9 protein-coding genes are annotated in these 14,749 nt (G+C 66.6%); 6 read left to right on the forward strand and 3 right to left on the reverse strand.

The window, feature by feature from the left end; all coding sequences use genetic code 11:
* On the reverse strand, positions 1–2,022 hold the full coding sequence (locus E7V67_026190) for a primosomal protein N' (protein WUR13137.1): 2,022 nt from the start codon (positions 2,020–2,022) through the stop codon (positions 1–3).
* Between the two features lie 655 nt (positions 2,023–2,677).
* Complete coding sequence (gene hemE / locus E7V67_026195) at positions 2,678–3,757, reverse strand: uroporphyrinogen decarboxylase (protein ID WUR13138.1); 1,080 nt, start codon at positions 3,755–3,757, stop codon at positions 2,678–2,680.
* Between the two features lie 76 nt (positions 3,758–3,833).
* Between hemE and E7V67_026200 the strand changes: the two genes are divergently transcribed.
* From E7V67_026200 to E7V67_026225, 6 genes are all read left to right on the forward strand, one after another.
* Positions 3,834–5,756: a S9 family peptidase gene (locus E7V67_026200; protein WUR13139.1), complete on the forward strand. Its 1,923-nt coding sequence runs from the start codon at positions 3,834–3,836 to the stop codon at positions 5,754–5,756.
* Positions 5,757–9,926: a DEAD/DEAH box helicase gene (locus tag E7V67_026205; GenBank protein ID WUR13140.1), complete on the forward strand. Its 4,170-nt coding sequence runs from the start codon at positions 5,757–5,759 to the stop codon at positions 9,924–9,926.
* Between the two features lie 83 nt (positions 9,927–10,009).
* Positions 10,010–10,372 carry a hypothetical protein gene (locus E7V67_026210; protein WUR13141.1) on the forward strand — a complete coding sequence of 121 codons (363 nt, stop codon included), beginning with the start codon at positions 10,010–10,012 and terminating at the stop codon, positions 10,370–10,372.
* 48 nt (positions 10,373–10,420) lie between these two features.
* On the forward strand, positions 10,421–10,903 hold the full coding sequence (locus E7V67_026215) for a hypothetical protein (GenBank protein ID WUR13142.1): 483 nt from the start codon (positions 10,421–10,423) through the stop codon (positions 10,901–10,903).
* 127 nt (positions 10,904–11,030) lie between these two features.
* Positions 11,031–12,893, forward strand: a complete 1,863-nt coding sequence (locus tag E7V67_026220; GenBank protein WUR13143.1) for a DUF885 domain-containing protein — start codon at positions 11,031–11,033, stop codon at positions 12,891–12,893.
* A 198-nt stretch (positions 12,894–13,091) separates the two neighbouring features.
* Positions 13,092–14,024, forward strand: coding sequence for a CsgG/HfaB family protein (locus E7V67_026225; protein ID WUR13144.1), 933 nt, complete (start codon positions 13,092–13,094; stop codon positions 14,022–14,024).
* Positions 14,025–14,114: 90 nt separating this feature from the next.
* Here the strand turns inward: E7V67_026225 and E7V67_026230 are convergent, their stop codons facing one another.
* Positions 14,115–14,735: a flavin reductase family protein gene (locus E7V67_026230; protein ID WUR13145.1), complete on the reverse strand. Its 621-nt coding sequence runs from the start codon at positions 14,733–14,735 to the stop codon at positions 14,115–14,117.
* Between the last annotated feature and the right edge of the window lie 14 nt (positions 14,736–14,749).

Here is a 14,749-nt window from a genome sequence, read left to right on the forward strand (position 1 = left end):
TCAGATATCCACCGGATCCACCTCCAGCGACCACTTCACCCGCGACTTCATCTCGCGCAAGCGCGTCATCCACTCCTTCAGGAACGCCTGCAACGCCGGGCGCGACGGCGACTCCACCAGCAACTGCGCCCGATCGACGTTGTACACCCGCGTCATGCTCATCGGGATCGGGTCGTTGATGGTGATGCCCTCGTGCGGCACGCAGTCGCGCGCGGCCGCCAGGAATTCCAGCGCCTTGGCCAGTTCCGGCGCTTCCGCCCGCAGCATCGCCTGGTACAGGTAAGGCGGCAGGCCGGCCTGCTCGCGCTCGGCCAGCAGCGCCGTGGCGAAGCGGTCGTAGTCGTGGCGGACGATGGCGCCGTACAGCGGATGCTCCGGATAGCGCGTCTGCACCAGCACTTCGCTGGGGCTGCCGCCGTCGGTCTGCGCCGTGCGCCCGGCACGTCCCGCCACCTGCATCAGCTGTGCGAACAGGCGTTCGCTGGCGCGGTAGTCGTGCGAGAACAGTGCCGTGTCGGGATTGAGGATGCCGACCAGGGTCAGCTTTTTGAAATCGTGGCCCTTGGCGACCATCTGCGTGCCGATCAGGATGTCCACGTCGCCCCGGTGCACCGTGTCGAACGCCTCCTGCGCGCTGCCCTTGCGGCGCGTGGAGTCGGCGTCGATGCGCAGGATACGCGCCTCGGGGAACATCGCCTGCAGCCCCTCTTCCACCCGCTGTGTGCCGCGGCCCAGCGGCTGCAGGTCGATATTGCCGCAGGTCGGGCAGTGACGCGGGATGCGCATCTCCAGGCTGCAGTGGTGGCAGCGCAATTTGTGCTCGCCCTTGTGCAGCACCATGAAGGCGGTGCAGCGCTGGCAGTCGCTGATCCAGCCGCACGACTCGCAGCAGATCACGGGCGCGTAGCCGCGCCGGTTCAGGAACAGCAGCGATTGCTCGCCGCGCGCGAGGCGCAGTTTCAGGGCGTCGATCAGCGGCTGCGTCAGGCCGTCGCGCGGCTTGTCGTGTTCCAGGTTGATCAGCTTGACGGCCGGCAGCGTGGCCTGGCTGACGGCGCGCTGGCGCAGCTCCAGCTTGCGGTAGCGTTTGGCCAGCGCGTGATGCCAGGTCTCCAGCGACGGTGTCGCCGAACCCAATACCACCGGGATCTTGAGCTGCCAGGCGCGCCACACGGCCAGGTCGCGCGCCGAATAGCGCAATCCTTCCTGCTGCTTGTACGACGGATCGTGCTCCTCGTCGATGACGATCAGCTTCAGGTGCGGCAGCGAAGCCAGGATGGCGAGGCGGGTGCCCAGCACGATGCGGGCCTGGCCCTGGTGCGCGGCCAGCCAGTGCAGCATGCGCTCGCCCTCGGACAGGCTGCTGTGCAGCGTGGCCAGCATCACCCCCGGGAAGCGTGCGCGGATATTCGCTTCCAGCTGCGGCGTGAGGTTGATTTCCGGGACAAGGATCAGGATCTGACCGTCCGGCTCGCGCGCCAGCACCTGGGCGCAGGCCTGCAGGTACACCTCGGTCTTGCCGCTGCCGGTCACGCCGTACAGCAGGGTGGGCGTGAAGCCCTGCGCGCCGCCGATGGCATCGGCGGCGGCCTGCTGCTCAGGGTTCAGCGTCGGCATGTCGACCGGTGTGGGGTCGTGTGTGTCCGTCAGCTTGGCCAGCTTCTTGATGGCCCGGTCCAGCGCGACCGTCGTGGTCACGCGCAGGTTCTTCGGCAGCCCCGGCAACGCCACCTCGCCCACTGGGCGCTGGTAATACTCGGCAGCAAAGCCGGCCAGCGCGATCCATTGTGGCGACAGCGGCGCCAGCTGGGTGCGCACGGCCAGGGCGTCCTTCAGTTTGTCCGCCGGGACGTCGCTGCTGTCGCGGATGGCGACGATCAGGCCGACCACCTCGCGCGTGCCGAACGGCACCAGCGCCAGTTGGCCGACTTGCGGCCGTTGCGCGCTCTCGCCTTCCCAGCGATAGTCGAAGACAGCGTTCAGTGGCGTATCGAGCGCGATTTGCAGGAAGCAGTGGGTCATCTAATCAGCAGTGAACTATCCACAAATTCTGGGGATAACTTTGTGGACATTGCGCCGACAATCCCCTGATGCAACGGGTTTCAGTGGGGCATGAGGCTTGAGAAAGCGCAAATTTCACAATTTTTATCTTTGAAAATCAAAGACTTGCAAAACCGCCCCCAGTAGAGGAAATCAGCGCGAGTTTTTAATCTTTCTGTGCATAAGTATCGCTGCCTGTTTACCGATCCGATGTCGCACCGCCGCATTTCGCCACCTGGTCACACTTTCCAGGCAGCATGTTGATCAGCGCGAACCGGCTATTGTACCGGTGAAATATGCAACATAGTTTGCGACTGCGCAATAAAGCGCGGTTTTGCCGGCAGGACAAAATAACACCGGTCCCGCCAGAAAATCTCCGCAATTGGATAACTCGCGGTTTACTAAGCGGTTTTCCGGATTTTCCACAGTTTTTGTGGATAACTTTGTGGAGAATGGACCGGTAATATTTCTACAGGTCCCCACCAGCGTTTACTTAATGCAAAGCATCAGCGTCAGCACAGGTCGATTACCCGTTGAAAATCAACCAGTTAGCAAATCCGAAATTGGCGCGCCCCAGGCACTGCCTCTTCTTTGGGCAGCAAGAAAAATTGTGCATAAGTTGGGTTTGCCTCGGCCGTCAACCCCGCTGGCGCAGGGCGCGGCTGACGCTGTGAACCGTTTCCACCATCACCGCCACCGACTCCGGCGGCGTGAACTGCGAGATGCCGTGGCCCAGGTTGAACACGTGACCCGTGTCGTGCGGGCCGAAGGCGTGCAACACCCGCTCCACCTCGGCGCGGATCTGCTCCGGCTGCGCGAACAGGATGGCAGGGTCCAGGTTGCCCTGCAGTGCCACCTTGTCGCCGACGGCCGCGCGCACTTTGGCGATGTTCGCCGTCCAGTCCAGGCCGATCGCGTCCGCGCCGATCGCGGCGATTTCCTCCGCCCAGTGGGCGCCGCCTTTGGTGAAGACGATGGCCGGGATGCGCACGCCGTCCTTTTCGCGCTTGAGCTGCGCCACGACCTTCCGCATATAGGCCAGCGAGAACTGCTGGTAGGCGCCGTCGGCCAGCGCGCCGCCCCACGAGTCGAACACCATCACGGCCTGGGCGCCGGCATCGATCTGGGCGTTCAGGTACTCGGCCACGGCGCGGGCGTTGGTGTCGAGGATGTGGTGCATCAGGTCCGGGCGGCTGTACAGCATCTTCTTGATGGTGTGGAACTCGCGCGAGCCCTGCCCTTCGACCATGTAGCACGCCAGCGTCCACGGGCTGCCGGAGAAGCCGATCAGTGGCACGCGGCCGTTCAATGCGGTGCGGATCTGGGTGACGGCCTTGAACACGTAGTCCAGCGAACCGGGCTCCGGCAGGCGCAGTGCCTGCACGTCCGCTTCCGTCTTCAGGGGGCGCTCGAACTTCGGTCCTTCGCCCTCGACGAAGTACAGGCCCAGGCCCATCGCGTCCGGCACCGTCAGGATGTCCGAGAACAGGATCGCCGCGTCCAGCGGGTAGCGGTCGATCGGCTGCAGCGTGACTTCCGTGGCCAGGTCCGGATTGGTCGCCAGGCCCATGAACGAGCCGGCCTTCTGCCGCGTGGCGCGGTATTCCGGCAGGTAGCGGCCCGCCTGGCGCATCAGCCACACGGGCGTGTAGTCGGTCGGCTGGCGCAGCAGCGCACGCAGGAAGGTGTCGTTCTGGAGCGGGGCGAATTGTGGCATGGGGCGCAATCAAAGCGGGACGAAAGACGGTATTATCGCATCCCCGCCGTCAAATTACCGCGATTTGGAACCGTCCATGACCACTCTGACCGCCCCCTTCGGAACCTGGCCTTCGCCCATCAGCGCCGCCCTCGTGGCGGCCGGCGCCACCCCACTGTCCTCGCTCGCCATCGCCGGCCGCGACATCTACTGGCTGGCCGGGCGCGCCAGCGAAGCGGGCCGCAATACGCTGCTGCGCCGGCGCGGCAGCCAGGCCGAGGAGCTGACGCCGGCGCCATTCAATGTGCGCACCCGCGTGCACGAATACGGCGGCGGCGCCTACGCCGTGGCGGGCGACACCGTGTATTTCTCGCATTTCGCCGACAACCGCCTGTACCGCCAGGCCGGCAGCGGTGCCGCCGAAGCCTTCACGGCGGCCGGCCGCCAGCGCTTCGCCGACTTCGTGGTCGACGCGCCGCGCCAGCGCCTGATCGCCGTGCGCGAGCTGCATGGCGAAGACCCGCACGCGCAACCCGTCAACACGCTGTGCGCCGTGGGGTTCGACGGCAGCGAGACGGTGCTGGCCGAGGGCCACGACTTTTATTCGTCGCCGCGCCTGTCGCCGGACGGCCGCCAACTGGCCTGGCTGACCTGGGACCACCCGCGCATGCCGTGGCAGGGCACGCAGCTGTGGCTGGCGGACCTCGGCGCCGATGGCCTGCCCGGCACGCCCCAGCTGATCGCCGGCGGCTCGGATGAGTCGATCTGCCAACCCGAATGGGCGCCGGACGGTCGCCTGCACTTCGTCTCCGACCGCAGCGGCTGGTGGAACCTGTACCGTCGCGGCGCCGCCGGCATCGAGGCCATCTGCCCGCTGCAAGCCGAATTCGGCGCACCGCACTGGACCTTCGGCAACAGCATGTACGGCTTCACGCCGGCCGGCGACATCGTCTGCACCTATATCGACAAGGGCGTCAGCCGCCTGGCGCGCCTGGCCGCCGACGGCACCCTGAGCCCGATCGCCACGCCCTACGACGAGATCCGCGAACTGAAAGTGGGCGACGGCTTTGTCGTGCTGCTGGGCGGCAGCCCCACGATCGCGGCCGAAATTTCCCGCATCGACCTGGCCAGGGGCGAAGTGGAAGTGCTGGCACGCTCGATCGAGGCGCTGCCGGAGCTGGGTTACCTGTCCGTCCCCGAAAGCATCAGCTACCCGAGCGCCGGCGGCCGCACCGCCTACGCCTTCTTCTACCCGCCCGCGAACCAGGACGTGCAGGCACCGGCCGGCGAAAAGCCGCCGGTGATCGTCATCAGCCATGGCGGCCCGACCGGCATGGCGGCCAGCACATTGAAACTGGCGACGCAGTTCTGGACCAGCCGCGGCTTCGGCGTGCTGGACGTGAACTACGGCGGCAGCACGGGCTTCGGGCGCGCCTACCGCGACGCGCTGAAGGGCCAGTGGGGCATCGTCGACGTGGAGGATTGCATCGCCGGCGCGCAGTACCTGGTACAGAGCGGCCGCGCGGATGGCGGGCGCCTGATCATCCGCGGCGGCAGCGCCGGCGGGCTGACGACCTTGTGCGCGCTGACCTTCCACGACGTCTTCAAGCTGGGCGCCAGCTACTACGGCGTGTCCGACCTGCAGGGCCTGGACGACGACTCGCACAAGTTCGAGTCGCACTACAACGAATACCTGATCGCGCCGCAACCCCAGGCCAAGGCGGTCTACGCCGAGCGCTCGCCGATCAACCACACCGACCGGTTGTCCCGCCCGATGATCTTCTTCCAGGGCCTGGACGACAAGGTGGTGCCGCCGCCGCAATCGGAGGCGATGGTGCAGGCGCTGCAACGGCGCGGCATCCCGGTCGCCTACGTGCCGCTGGAGGGTGAAGGTCACGGTTTCCGCAAGGCCGAGAACATCGTGCGCACGCTGGAGGCGGAGCTGTATTTCTACCTGCGCATGTTCGGCCTGCACGAGGGTGCGACGGCGGCCGTCGCGATCGACAACCTGCGGGACTGAATGGCCGACACGCTGCAAACCGAATTCGAGGCGCTCGCCCTCGTCGAAAAAGCCATCCTTGCCCTGCTGGCCCTGATCGGCGACCCGGTCGGCCGCACCGCCCTGCTGGACATGATGACCGCGGCCGGTATCGCCGGCGAGGACGGTGCGCGCCTGACGGTGACGTCGCTGGACGACCATCTCGTCAAACTGGAACGGCTGGCCTTCATCAGCCTGGTGGTGGGGCGCGGCTACGTCTGCAACGCCAAGCTGCGCTGGCCGGCGATGCGCGCCGCCATCGGCGCGCACGTGCTGGACGACCTGTGCAAGGCCTACGAGGCGCAGGTGCCGATGCGCCAGAGCTGGAACGGCAGCGTCGAGCCACGCAGCTACCGCCACGGCGTGGCGCGGCTGCGCATGGCGCTGTTGCGTGGCCTGCCGCCACCGGACGTGCTGCCGCTGCTGAACGCATGCATGGCGTGCTACGAGGCGGCGCAGTTGCACCCGATCGTGGACATCTTCAGCCGCCCGTTCGAACCGGGCATGCTGGTGCTGGTGCATCCGGTGCTGCAGGACGACGTGCTGATGCTGCTGTTGCTGCACACGCAGCGCGAGCCGGCGCTGGCCCCGGCCGTGCGCGGCTTCGCCGAGCGCCACTTCGAACGGCGCGTCGCGGCCGACGGCAACGTCAGCCCGGCGCTGCGCCTGGCGCTGGCCGAACAGGCCATCCTGTGCGGCCAGTTGAAGGACGCCGCGCGCTACCTGGAGGGCAACGACAGTCCGCTGGGCCTCCTGTTCGCCAGTACGATCGTCATGCTGACAGGCGGCGTGGCGAACGCGATTCCCGGCTACGAGACGGCGTTGAAACTGGTGCGGCGCGAGTCCGGCAAGCGCAAGCAGGTATTCCAGGGCATCGGCGGCTATCTGTATGTGCTGGCGCTGCTGCGCAGCGGCGACGCGAAGCACCTGAAGACGGCCGAGAGCTACCTGGACGTGGCGGTACACGCGCAACAGAATCCGGATACGCCTGTCTACACGCAACTGTCGATGCTGCGCCAGGTGCGCGCCGGCACGATGCAGACGGACGTCATCGTTTCGCGCGGCTGGGAAGACCCGGGCCGCGCGTCGCTGGCGGCGCTGTTGTTCCAGGCCTTGCTGTATTACTGGCTGGCGCTGCCGCAGCTGAAGCAGCGCACGGCGGAATTGAAGGACCTGGTGCAGCACGCCGAGAGCGCAGGCTTCATGCTGATCGCCAGCCAGGCCGAAAGCCTGCTGGGCCACCTGGGCGACGCGGCCGCGGGCCAGCGCGCGGCCGCGCTGCGCGAAAGACTCGGGCTGCCCGACATGGCGACGTGGTTCGAGCGCCAGGAAGCCTGGCAGCGCCAGCTGAAGGCGTTGATCAACCTGCACCAGGGCCTGCCCGGGGACGCCGGCGAGGCGCGCCTGGTCTGGACCATCAACCACAGCCCGCACGTGGGCATCACGCTGATCGAACCGCGCGAGCAGAAGCGCGACGCGCGCGGCCAGTGGGGCAAGGGCCGCGCGCTGGCGCTGCGGCGCCTGCGCGAGGACGCGGCGGCGCTGGGCTACCTGACGGCGCAGGACCTGCGCATCGCCAACCACATCATCCCGTCGCGCCAGCAGTATTCGTCCGGCCTGCGCTACGACCTCGACGTCGATGCCGCCATCCCCGCGCTGGTCGGCCATCCGCTGGTGTTCTGGGAGGACGCGCCCGATACGCGCGTGGAACTGCTGGCGGCCGAACCGGAACTCTTGATCCGCCGCCGCAACGGCGAGCTGTGGCTGACCTTGCAGCCGGCATTGTCGGAGCCGCATGCCGGCGTGATCGTCGTGCGCGAGGCGCCGAACCGGCTGCGTGTGGTCGTCATCAACGACGAGCACCGCCGCATCGCCGCCATCGTCGGCGAGGGGCTGGCGGTGCCGGAGCACGCCAAGGAGCAGGTGCTGGCGGCGATCGGCAGCGTGTCCTCGGTCGTCACCGTGCAGTCGGACATCGGCGGCGGCGCCGTCAACGCGATCCAGACCGACGGCGACGCGCGCCTGCACATCCACCTGTTCCCCTACCAGCAGGGCCTGCGCATGCAGGTGCAGGTACGCCCGCTGCCGCAAGGCGCCTACTACGCCCCTGGCGAGGGCGCGGAAAGCGTCATCGCCGACGTGGGCGGCAAGCCGGTGCAGGCGCGGCGCGACCTGGCCGGCGAGCGCGACGCCGAGCGCCGCCTCGTTCTGCAATGTCCCGTGCTGCAACAGGCGGAGCAGGAGCACGGCGAGTGGCTGCTGGGCCAGCCCGCGCTGTGCCTGCAACTGCTGGTGGAGCTGCAGGAGCTGGGCACCGACCGCATCGTGGTCGGCTGGCCCGAAGGCGAGGCCTTCAAAGTCAGCAAGCCGGTGCACACCAAGCAGCTGCGACTGTCGATCAAGAGCAAGAAGGACTGGTTTGCCGCCAGCGGCCAGCTGCAGATCGACGAAGAGAAGGTGATGGACCTGCGCACCTTGCTGGACCTGATGCGTGCCAGCCAGAGCCGCTTCATCGAACTGGGCGACAAGCAGTACCTGGCGCTGTCGGAGGAGCTGCACCGCCGCCTGGCCGACCTGCAGGACTTCGGCGAGGACGACGATGCCGGCGTCAAGGTGCATCAGCTGGCCGCGTTCATGCTGGAGGAACTGGCCGGCGCCGTCGGCGGCCTGGAAGCGGACAAGCTGTGGCGCGAACACGTGGCCCGCATCGCCGCGCAGGCCGAGTACCGGCCGCAGCTTCCCAGCACCTTGCAGGCCGAACTGCGCGACTACCAGCGCGAAGGCTTCGAATGGCTGGCGCGGCTGGCCCATTGGGGCGTGGGCGCCTGCCTGGCCGACGACATGGGCCTCGGTAAAACGCTCCAGGCGCTGGCGCTGGTGCTGCTGCGCGCCCCAAACGGGCCGACCTTGGTCGTCGCGCCCACGTCCGTGTGCCTGAACTGGGCCAGCGAGGCGGCGCGCTTCGCGCCCACGCTGAACGTGCGCATGTTCGGCGCCGGCGATCGCGCCGAGACGATCGACAGCGCCGGACCGTTCGACCTCGTCATCGTCAGTTACGGCCTGCTGCAGCTGGAATCGGAGCGCTTCACCAAGCAGCGCTGGCACACCATCGTGCTGGACGAAGCGCAGGCCATCAAGAACGCGGCAACCAAGCGCTCGCAGGCCGTGATGGCATTGCAGGGCGACTTCCGCATGGTGGCGACGGGCACGCCGCTGGAAAACCACCTGGGCGAATTGTGGAACCTGTTCCGCTTCATCAATCCGGGATTACTGGGTTCGCTGGACCAGTTCAACCTGCGCTTCGCCGGCCCGATCGAGCGCCAGCAGGACCATAAGGCCGAAGTGGGCGCACGCAACCGCCTGCGCCGCCTGATCGCGCCATTCATCCTGCGCCGCACCAAGGCGCAGGTGCTGACGGAACTGCCGGCGCGCACGGAGATCGTGCACGAGGTCGAGCTGTCCGGCGAGGAGATGGCGCTGTACGAATCGCTGCGCCGCGAGGCGCTGGACAAGCTGGCCGCGATCGATGTCCCGGTGGACAAGAAGTCGATGGCGATCCTGGCCGAGATCATGAAGCTGCGCCGCGCCTGCTGCAACCCGAACCTGGTCGCGCCGGGGCTGAAGCTGGCCAGCAGCAAGCTGGCCGCGTTCGCGGCGCTGCTGGAAGGCTTGCTGGAGAACCGCCACAAGGTGCTGGTGTTCAGCCAGTTCGTCGACCACCTGTCGCTGATCCGCGCGCACCTGGACGAGCGCGGCATCCGTTACCAGTACCTCGATGGCGCCACGCCGATGGCGGCGCGCAAGCAGCGCGTCGACGCGTTCCAGGCCGGCGACGGCGACGTCTTCCTGATCAGCCTGAAGGCGGGCGGCGTCGGCATCAACCTGACGGCGGCCGATTACGTCATCCACATGGACCCGTGGTGGAACCCGGCGGTGGAAGACCAGGCTTCGGACCGCGCCCACCGCATGGGCCAGCAACGTCCCGTGACGATCTACCGGCTGGTGGCGCGGCACACCATCGAGGAAGGTATCGTCGACCTGCACGGCCGCAAGCGCGAGCTGGCGGACAGCCTGCTGGACGGCAGCGACACGGCGGCGAGGATGACGGCCGAGGACATGCTGGCGATGCTGCAAGAGGGCATGCGCCGGTAACGCCTGGTGTTTCCATCCATTAACCTGGCGCTCCCGCCCGAAAGGCCGGGCTATGATGGTCGCAACCGAAAAAGGAGCACATCATGGCCGATACCCTCTTACGTGTTTTCGACAGTTTCGAAGTGGCCGAACAGGCCCGCGCCGCCCTCTTGGCGGCCGGCTTCAGTCCCGACGGCATCGCACTGGAAGCGACCGGCGACGAAGCGGGCCCCGTGCAGGGCAATTTCGCGCTGGACCTGACGGAAAAAGGCACACCGGCGCGCGGCAGCAGCATCCGCCAGTCCGACAATTCCGAGTTGCGCACCGTCGTCCATCGCAATAACTGCATCCTGCAGGTACAGGTGGACAACGACCGCGACAGCGCCCGCGCCGCCGGCATCCTCGACCACTACGCCGCCAGCGACGTCACCCGCTCATCCGACAGCCGGCACAAGCCGGTCGCATGACGCGGGCCGTACCTCGACGATTCCCGTCGATCCATGCCATCATTAGGCATGGAACACGATAATTCTCCCATCTCGCAGGGGCACGCGGTGCCCCTGTGCCACAAGGCCTGGACCGCCTACATCAGCTGTGTGCTGCTGGTCGTCATCATGATCTTCGTGCTGCGCCTGGCCTTCAATTACTCGGAGCTGGCCGCGGCCGGCGTGCTGGCCGTGTCGACCTTGCTGATCGGCTACCGCGTCCTGCTGATTCGCAGCGTGCAGCTGTACTACGACGACGTCGGCGTCTGGGTCTACTCCGGCATCCTGCCGTGGCAGCGCGGCGTGCGCGGCGTCAAGTGGCGCGACATGGACGAAGCCACCTATGTGACCGGCTTCTGGAGCTGGCTGCTGCGCTCGTACACGGTGCGCGTGGGCCACCGCTTCACTCGCGAAGGCGAGATCCTGCTGACGAAGATGGCGCGCGGCAAGCAGGCCGTGACCATCCTCAACGAGCGCCACCAGCAGCTGATCCGCAGCGGCCGGCTGGCCTGACGCGCTTCCTTGCACCTTTGTAGCGGCATGTAACGGCCCCCTCCCGGCGGGCCGGAATAATGATAATCTTGCACGCTGCAAATTCGGGCGGGACGGTTTACGCCCTCTTCTTTACAAGGTACCACCGATGATCAAGACGAAAATCGCGCTGGCGGCGATCATGCTGAGCATGGCATTCGCGCCGGCCGAGGCGGCGAAAAAGCCGCAGAAATCCGCCAAGTCCACCCGTTCCGCGCCGGCCAAGGGCAAATCCACGCGCGCCGCCAAGGTCGCGGCACCGGTCGCCGCCGCTGCGGCAACGGCCGCCGCGGCGACAAGCGAACGGCGCCAGGACCGCGCCTTCGACAACCTGGCCAGCCAGTTCCTGGCGGCCCTGTGGAAAATGGACCCGGAAACGGCCATCACGGTCGGCAAATACGATACGGCGGCCACGCTGACCGTGCCCGACCTGGCCACGCGCCAGCTGCAGCTGGCCTTTATCGACAACTGGCAGCAGCGCTTCGCCAAGATCGACCAGCGCCAGCTGTCGCCGCGCCAGCGCACCGACCTGGGCCTGCTCGTCAACAAGCTGAACTCGGACCGCTGGTACCTGACCACGTTCCGCGAATTCGAGTGGAACCCGGCGCTGTACAACATCGCCAGCCCGATCGACTACATCCTGCACACGGAATACGCGGCCAAGGCGCAGCGCCTGCGCACGCTGCTCAAGCGCATCGCCAACGTGCCGGCCTATTACGAAGCGGCGCGCGCCAACATCAGCAACCCGACCCGCGAGCACACGCAACTGGCCGTGGCGCAGGCGCCCGGCGTGATCGCGCTGCTGGCGGAGCTGGACAAGGAAGCGCAGGCGTCGAACCTGGCCGCCAACGAGAAAGGCCTGTTCGCGCAGCGCATCGCCGCCGCGAAAACGGCCGTGGAAGCCTACGCGGCCTGGCTGGGCGAGCTGGACAAGACCCTGGCCACGACGGGCGCGCGCTCGTTCCGCATCGGCAAGGATCTGTACGAAGCGAAGTTCGCCTTCGATATCCAGTCCGCCAGCACGGCCGAGCAAACCTGCCAGAAGGCCCTGGCCACGCGCGAGGAACTGCTGGCCAATATGGATCGCATCAGCGACGAACTGTGGCCGAAATACCTGGCCGGCACGGCCAAGCCGGCCGACCGCCATGCCAAGATCGGCCTGATGATCGACAAGCTCTCCAGCAATCACGTGCCGCGCGAGCGCTTCGTCGACGAAGTCAAGGCGCAGATCCCGCAGCTGCAGGATTGGGTCGCCAAGCACGACCTCTTGAGCCTGGACCCGAACAAGCCGCTGGTCGTGCGTGAAACGCCGGCCTACCAACGCGGCGTGGCCGGCGCCAGTATCGAGGCGCCAGGCCCGTATCGTCCGCAGGACCGCACTTACTACAACATCACGCCGCTGGACGGCGCCACGCCGGAACAGGCGGAAAGCAGCCTGCGCGAATACAACCACTGGATACTGCAGATCCTGAACATGCACGAGGCCATCCCCGGCCATTACGCCCAGCTGGTATACGCGAACAAGTCGCCGTCGCTGGTGAAATCGATCTTCGGCAACGGCGCCATGATCGAAGGCTGGGCCGTCTACAGCGAACGCATGATGCTGGAATCGGGTTATGGCGAGAACGCGCCCGAGATGTGGCTGATGTACTCGAAGTGGAACCTGCGCAGCGTGACCAACACGATCCTGGACTACAGCGTGCACGTGCTGGGCATGACGCGCGAGCAGGCCCTCGACCTGCTGACCCGCCAGGCCTTCCAGACGCAGCAGGAAGCCAACGAAAAGTGGCGCCGGGTGCAGCTGTCGTCGGTACAGCTGACCAGCTACTTCAGCGGTTACAGCGAGATCATGGAACTGCGCGAACAGCGCCGCCAGGCTCTGGGCAGCAAGTTCTCGCTGAAGGCATTCCACGAGGAGTTCCTGGGCTACGGCAGCGCGCCCGTCAAGGTGATCCGCGAGCTGATGCAGTAAGCCGGCGCGCCCCGCTGCCGCCGGCGGGGCGCGCTACCACCTTCTTCCAAATAGTCGAAATGCAACATTTTGTTGGATCGAACTAACATATTTGGCTGATATGAAACAATTGGTGAGAATCTACACAAGGCTTGCATATTAAGATACGCCCTTCCTTGTTATTCTCAGCTGTCTTTATTACACGACGGAAAAGCCGCCATGACCCAGAAAACCTCCTCCTCCTTCCCCACCATGACCAAGACGGCAGGCCAAGCGCTGGTGCTGGGCGCCTTGCTGGCGTTGACCGGCTGTGCCGGCACGGCGCCGACCCTGGGCGGCGCCCCGACGGTCGCCACCGGCTCGGCCGGCGGCGCCAACGCCAACAACGCGAACACGCAGTTGGAGAAGTGCGACCGCTCGCTGGGCACGCTGAGCGTCGTCGAAGACCAGGCGTCGTCGTGGTACATCCAGCTGTCGCAATACAAGCTCGGTTCGACCGTGCCCGTGCTGCGCAAGATGATCCAGCAGTCGAACTGCTTCGTCGTGGTCGAGCGTGGCGCCGCCATGAACAATGTGATGGCCGAGCGTGACCTGAACCAGTCCGGCGAAATGCGCGCGGGCAGCAACTTCGGCAAAGGCCAGATGGTCGCCGCCGACTACACGATGAGCCCGACCATCAACTTCAGCCAGAAGGGCACGCAGGGCATCGGCGGCGCGCTGGGCGGCTTCGGCCTGATCGGCAGCGTGGCCGGCATGGTGGCCGGCGGCATCAAGGCCAACGAAGCGTCGACGACGCTGCTGATGATCGACAACCGCTCCGGCGTGCAGCTGGCCGCCGCAGAAGGCAGCGCGAAGAACTTCGACTTCAATATGTTCGGTGGCCTGTTCGGCGGCGGCGCGTTCGGCACGGCCGGCGGCTACTCGAACACCCCGGAAGGCAAGATCCTGATCGCCGCCTTCATGGACTCGTACAACCAGCTGGTGCAAGCCGTGCGCCAGTACAAGGCACAGGAAGTCGCGGGCGGCCTGGGCACCGGCGGCGCGCTGGGCGTGCAGGGCGGCATCACGCCACCGGCGGCCGCGGCCCTGGCACCGGCTGGCGCGGCAGGCGCCAAGAAGACGGCGACCACCAACACGAAGAAAAAGAAATAAGCCCTGCGCCGGCCTCAACCGGGACAACAACCGGGGTCAGGTCTGGCAATCGGACATTTTGTCCGATTGCCAGACCTGACCCCGGTTTTTTTAACGGGGCCGGTGCATGCGGAACAGCTGTTCCGGCCCGATCGTGAAGTAATCCGCCGGCCCGCCGCCACGCAGGATGTGGCCGGCGGCACCGGTGTCGTAAATCCCTTCCTTCAGCAACACGCGGGCGATATGCACGCCCACCACTTCCCCCAGCACCAGCCACGTCGGCACCTGCGCGCCATCGGCGCCTTGCAGCTGCACGATCTGCGTGACGCGGCATTCGAACGACACCGGGCTCTCGCCCACGCGCGGCACCGAAATCAACCGTGACGGTACCGGCGTCAAGCCCGCCAGCGTGAACTCGTCCACTTCCGGCGGCACGGCCGCGCAGGTCTGGTTCATCCGTTCGGCCAGCTCGCGCGTGGCCAGGTTCCACACGAACTCGCCGGTCTGCTGCACGTTGCGTACCGTGTCCTTGTAGCCGATGCTGGCAAAGCCGACGATCGGCGGCACATAGTTGAAGGCGTTGAAGAAGCTGTACGGCGCAAGGTTCAACGTGCCGGCACTGTCGTGCGAGGAAATCCAGCCGATCGGGCGCGGTCCGACAATGGCGTTGAAGGGGTCATGCGGCAGGCCATGGCCGGCGCGCGGTTCGTAGAAGTGGATCGGGTCGGGCATCGTAAGTTCCGTGG

This window comes from [Empedobacter] haloabium (genome assembly GCA_008011715.2).
Taxonomy (GTDB): Bacteria; Pseudomonadota; Gammaproteobacteria; order Burkholderiales; family Burkholderiaceae_D; genus Rugamonas; species Rugamonas haloabia.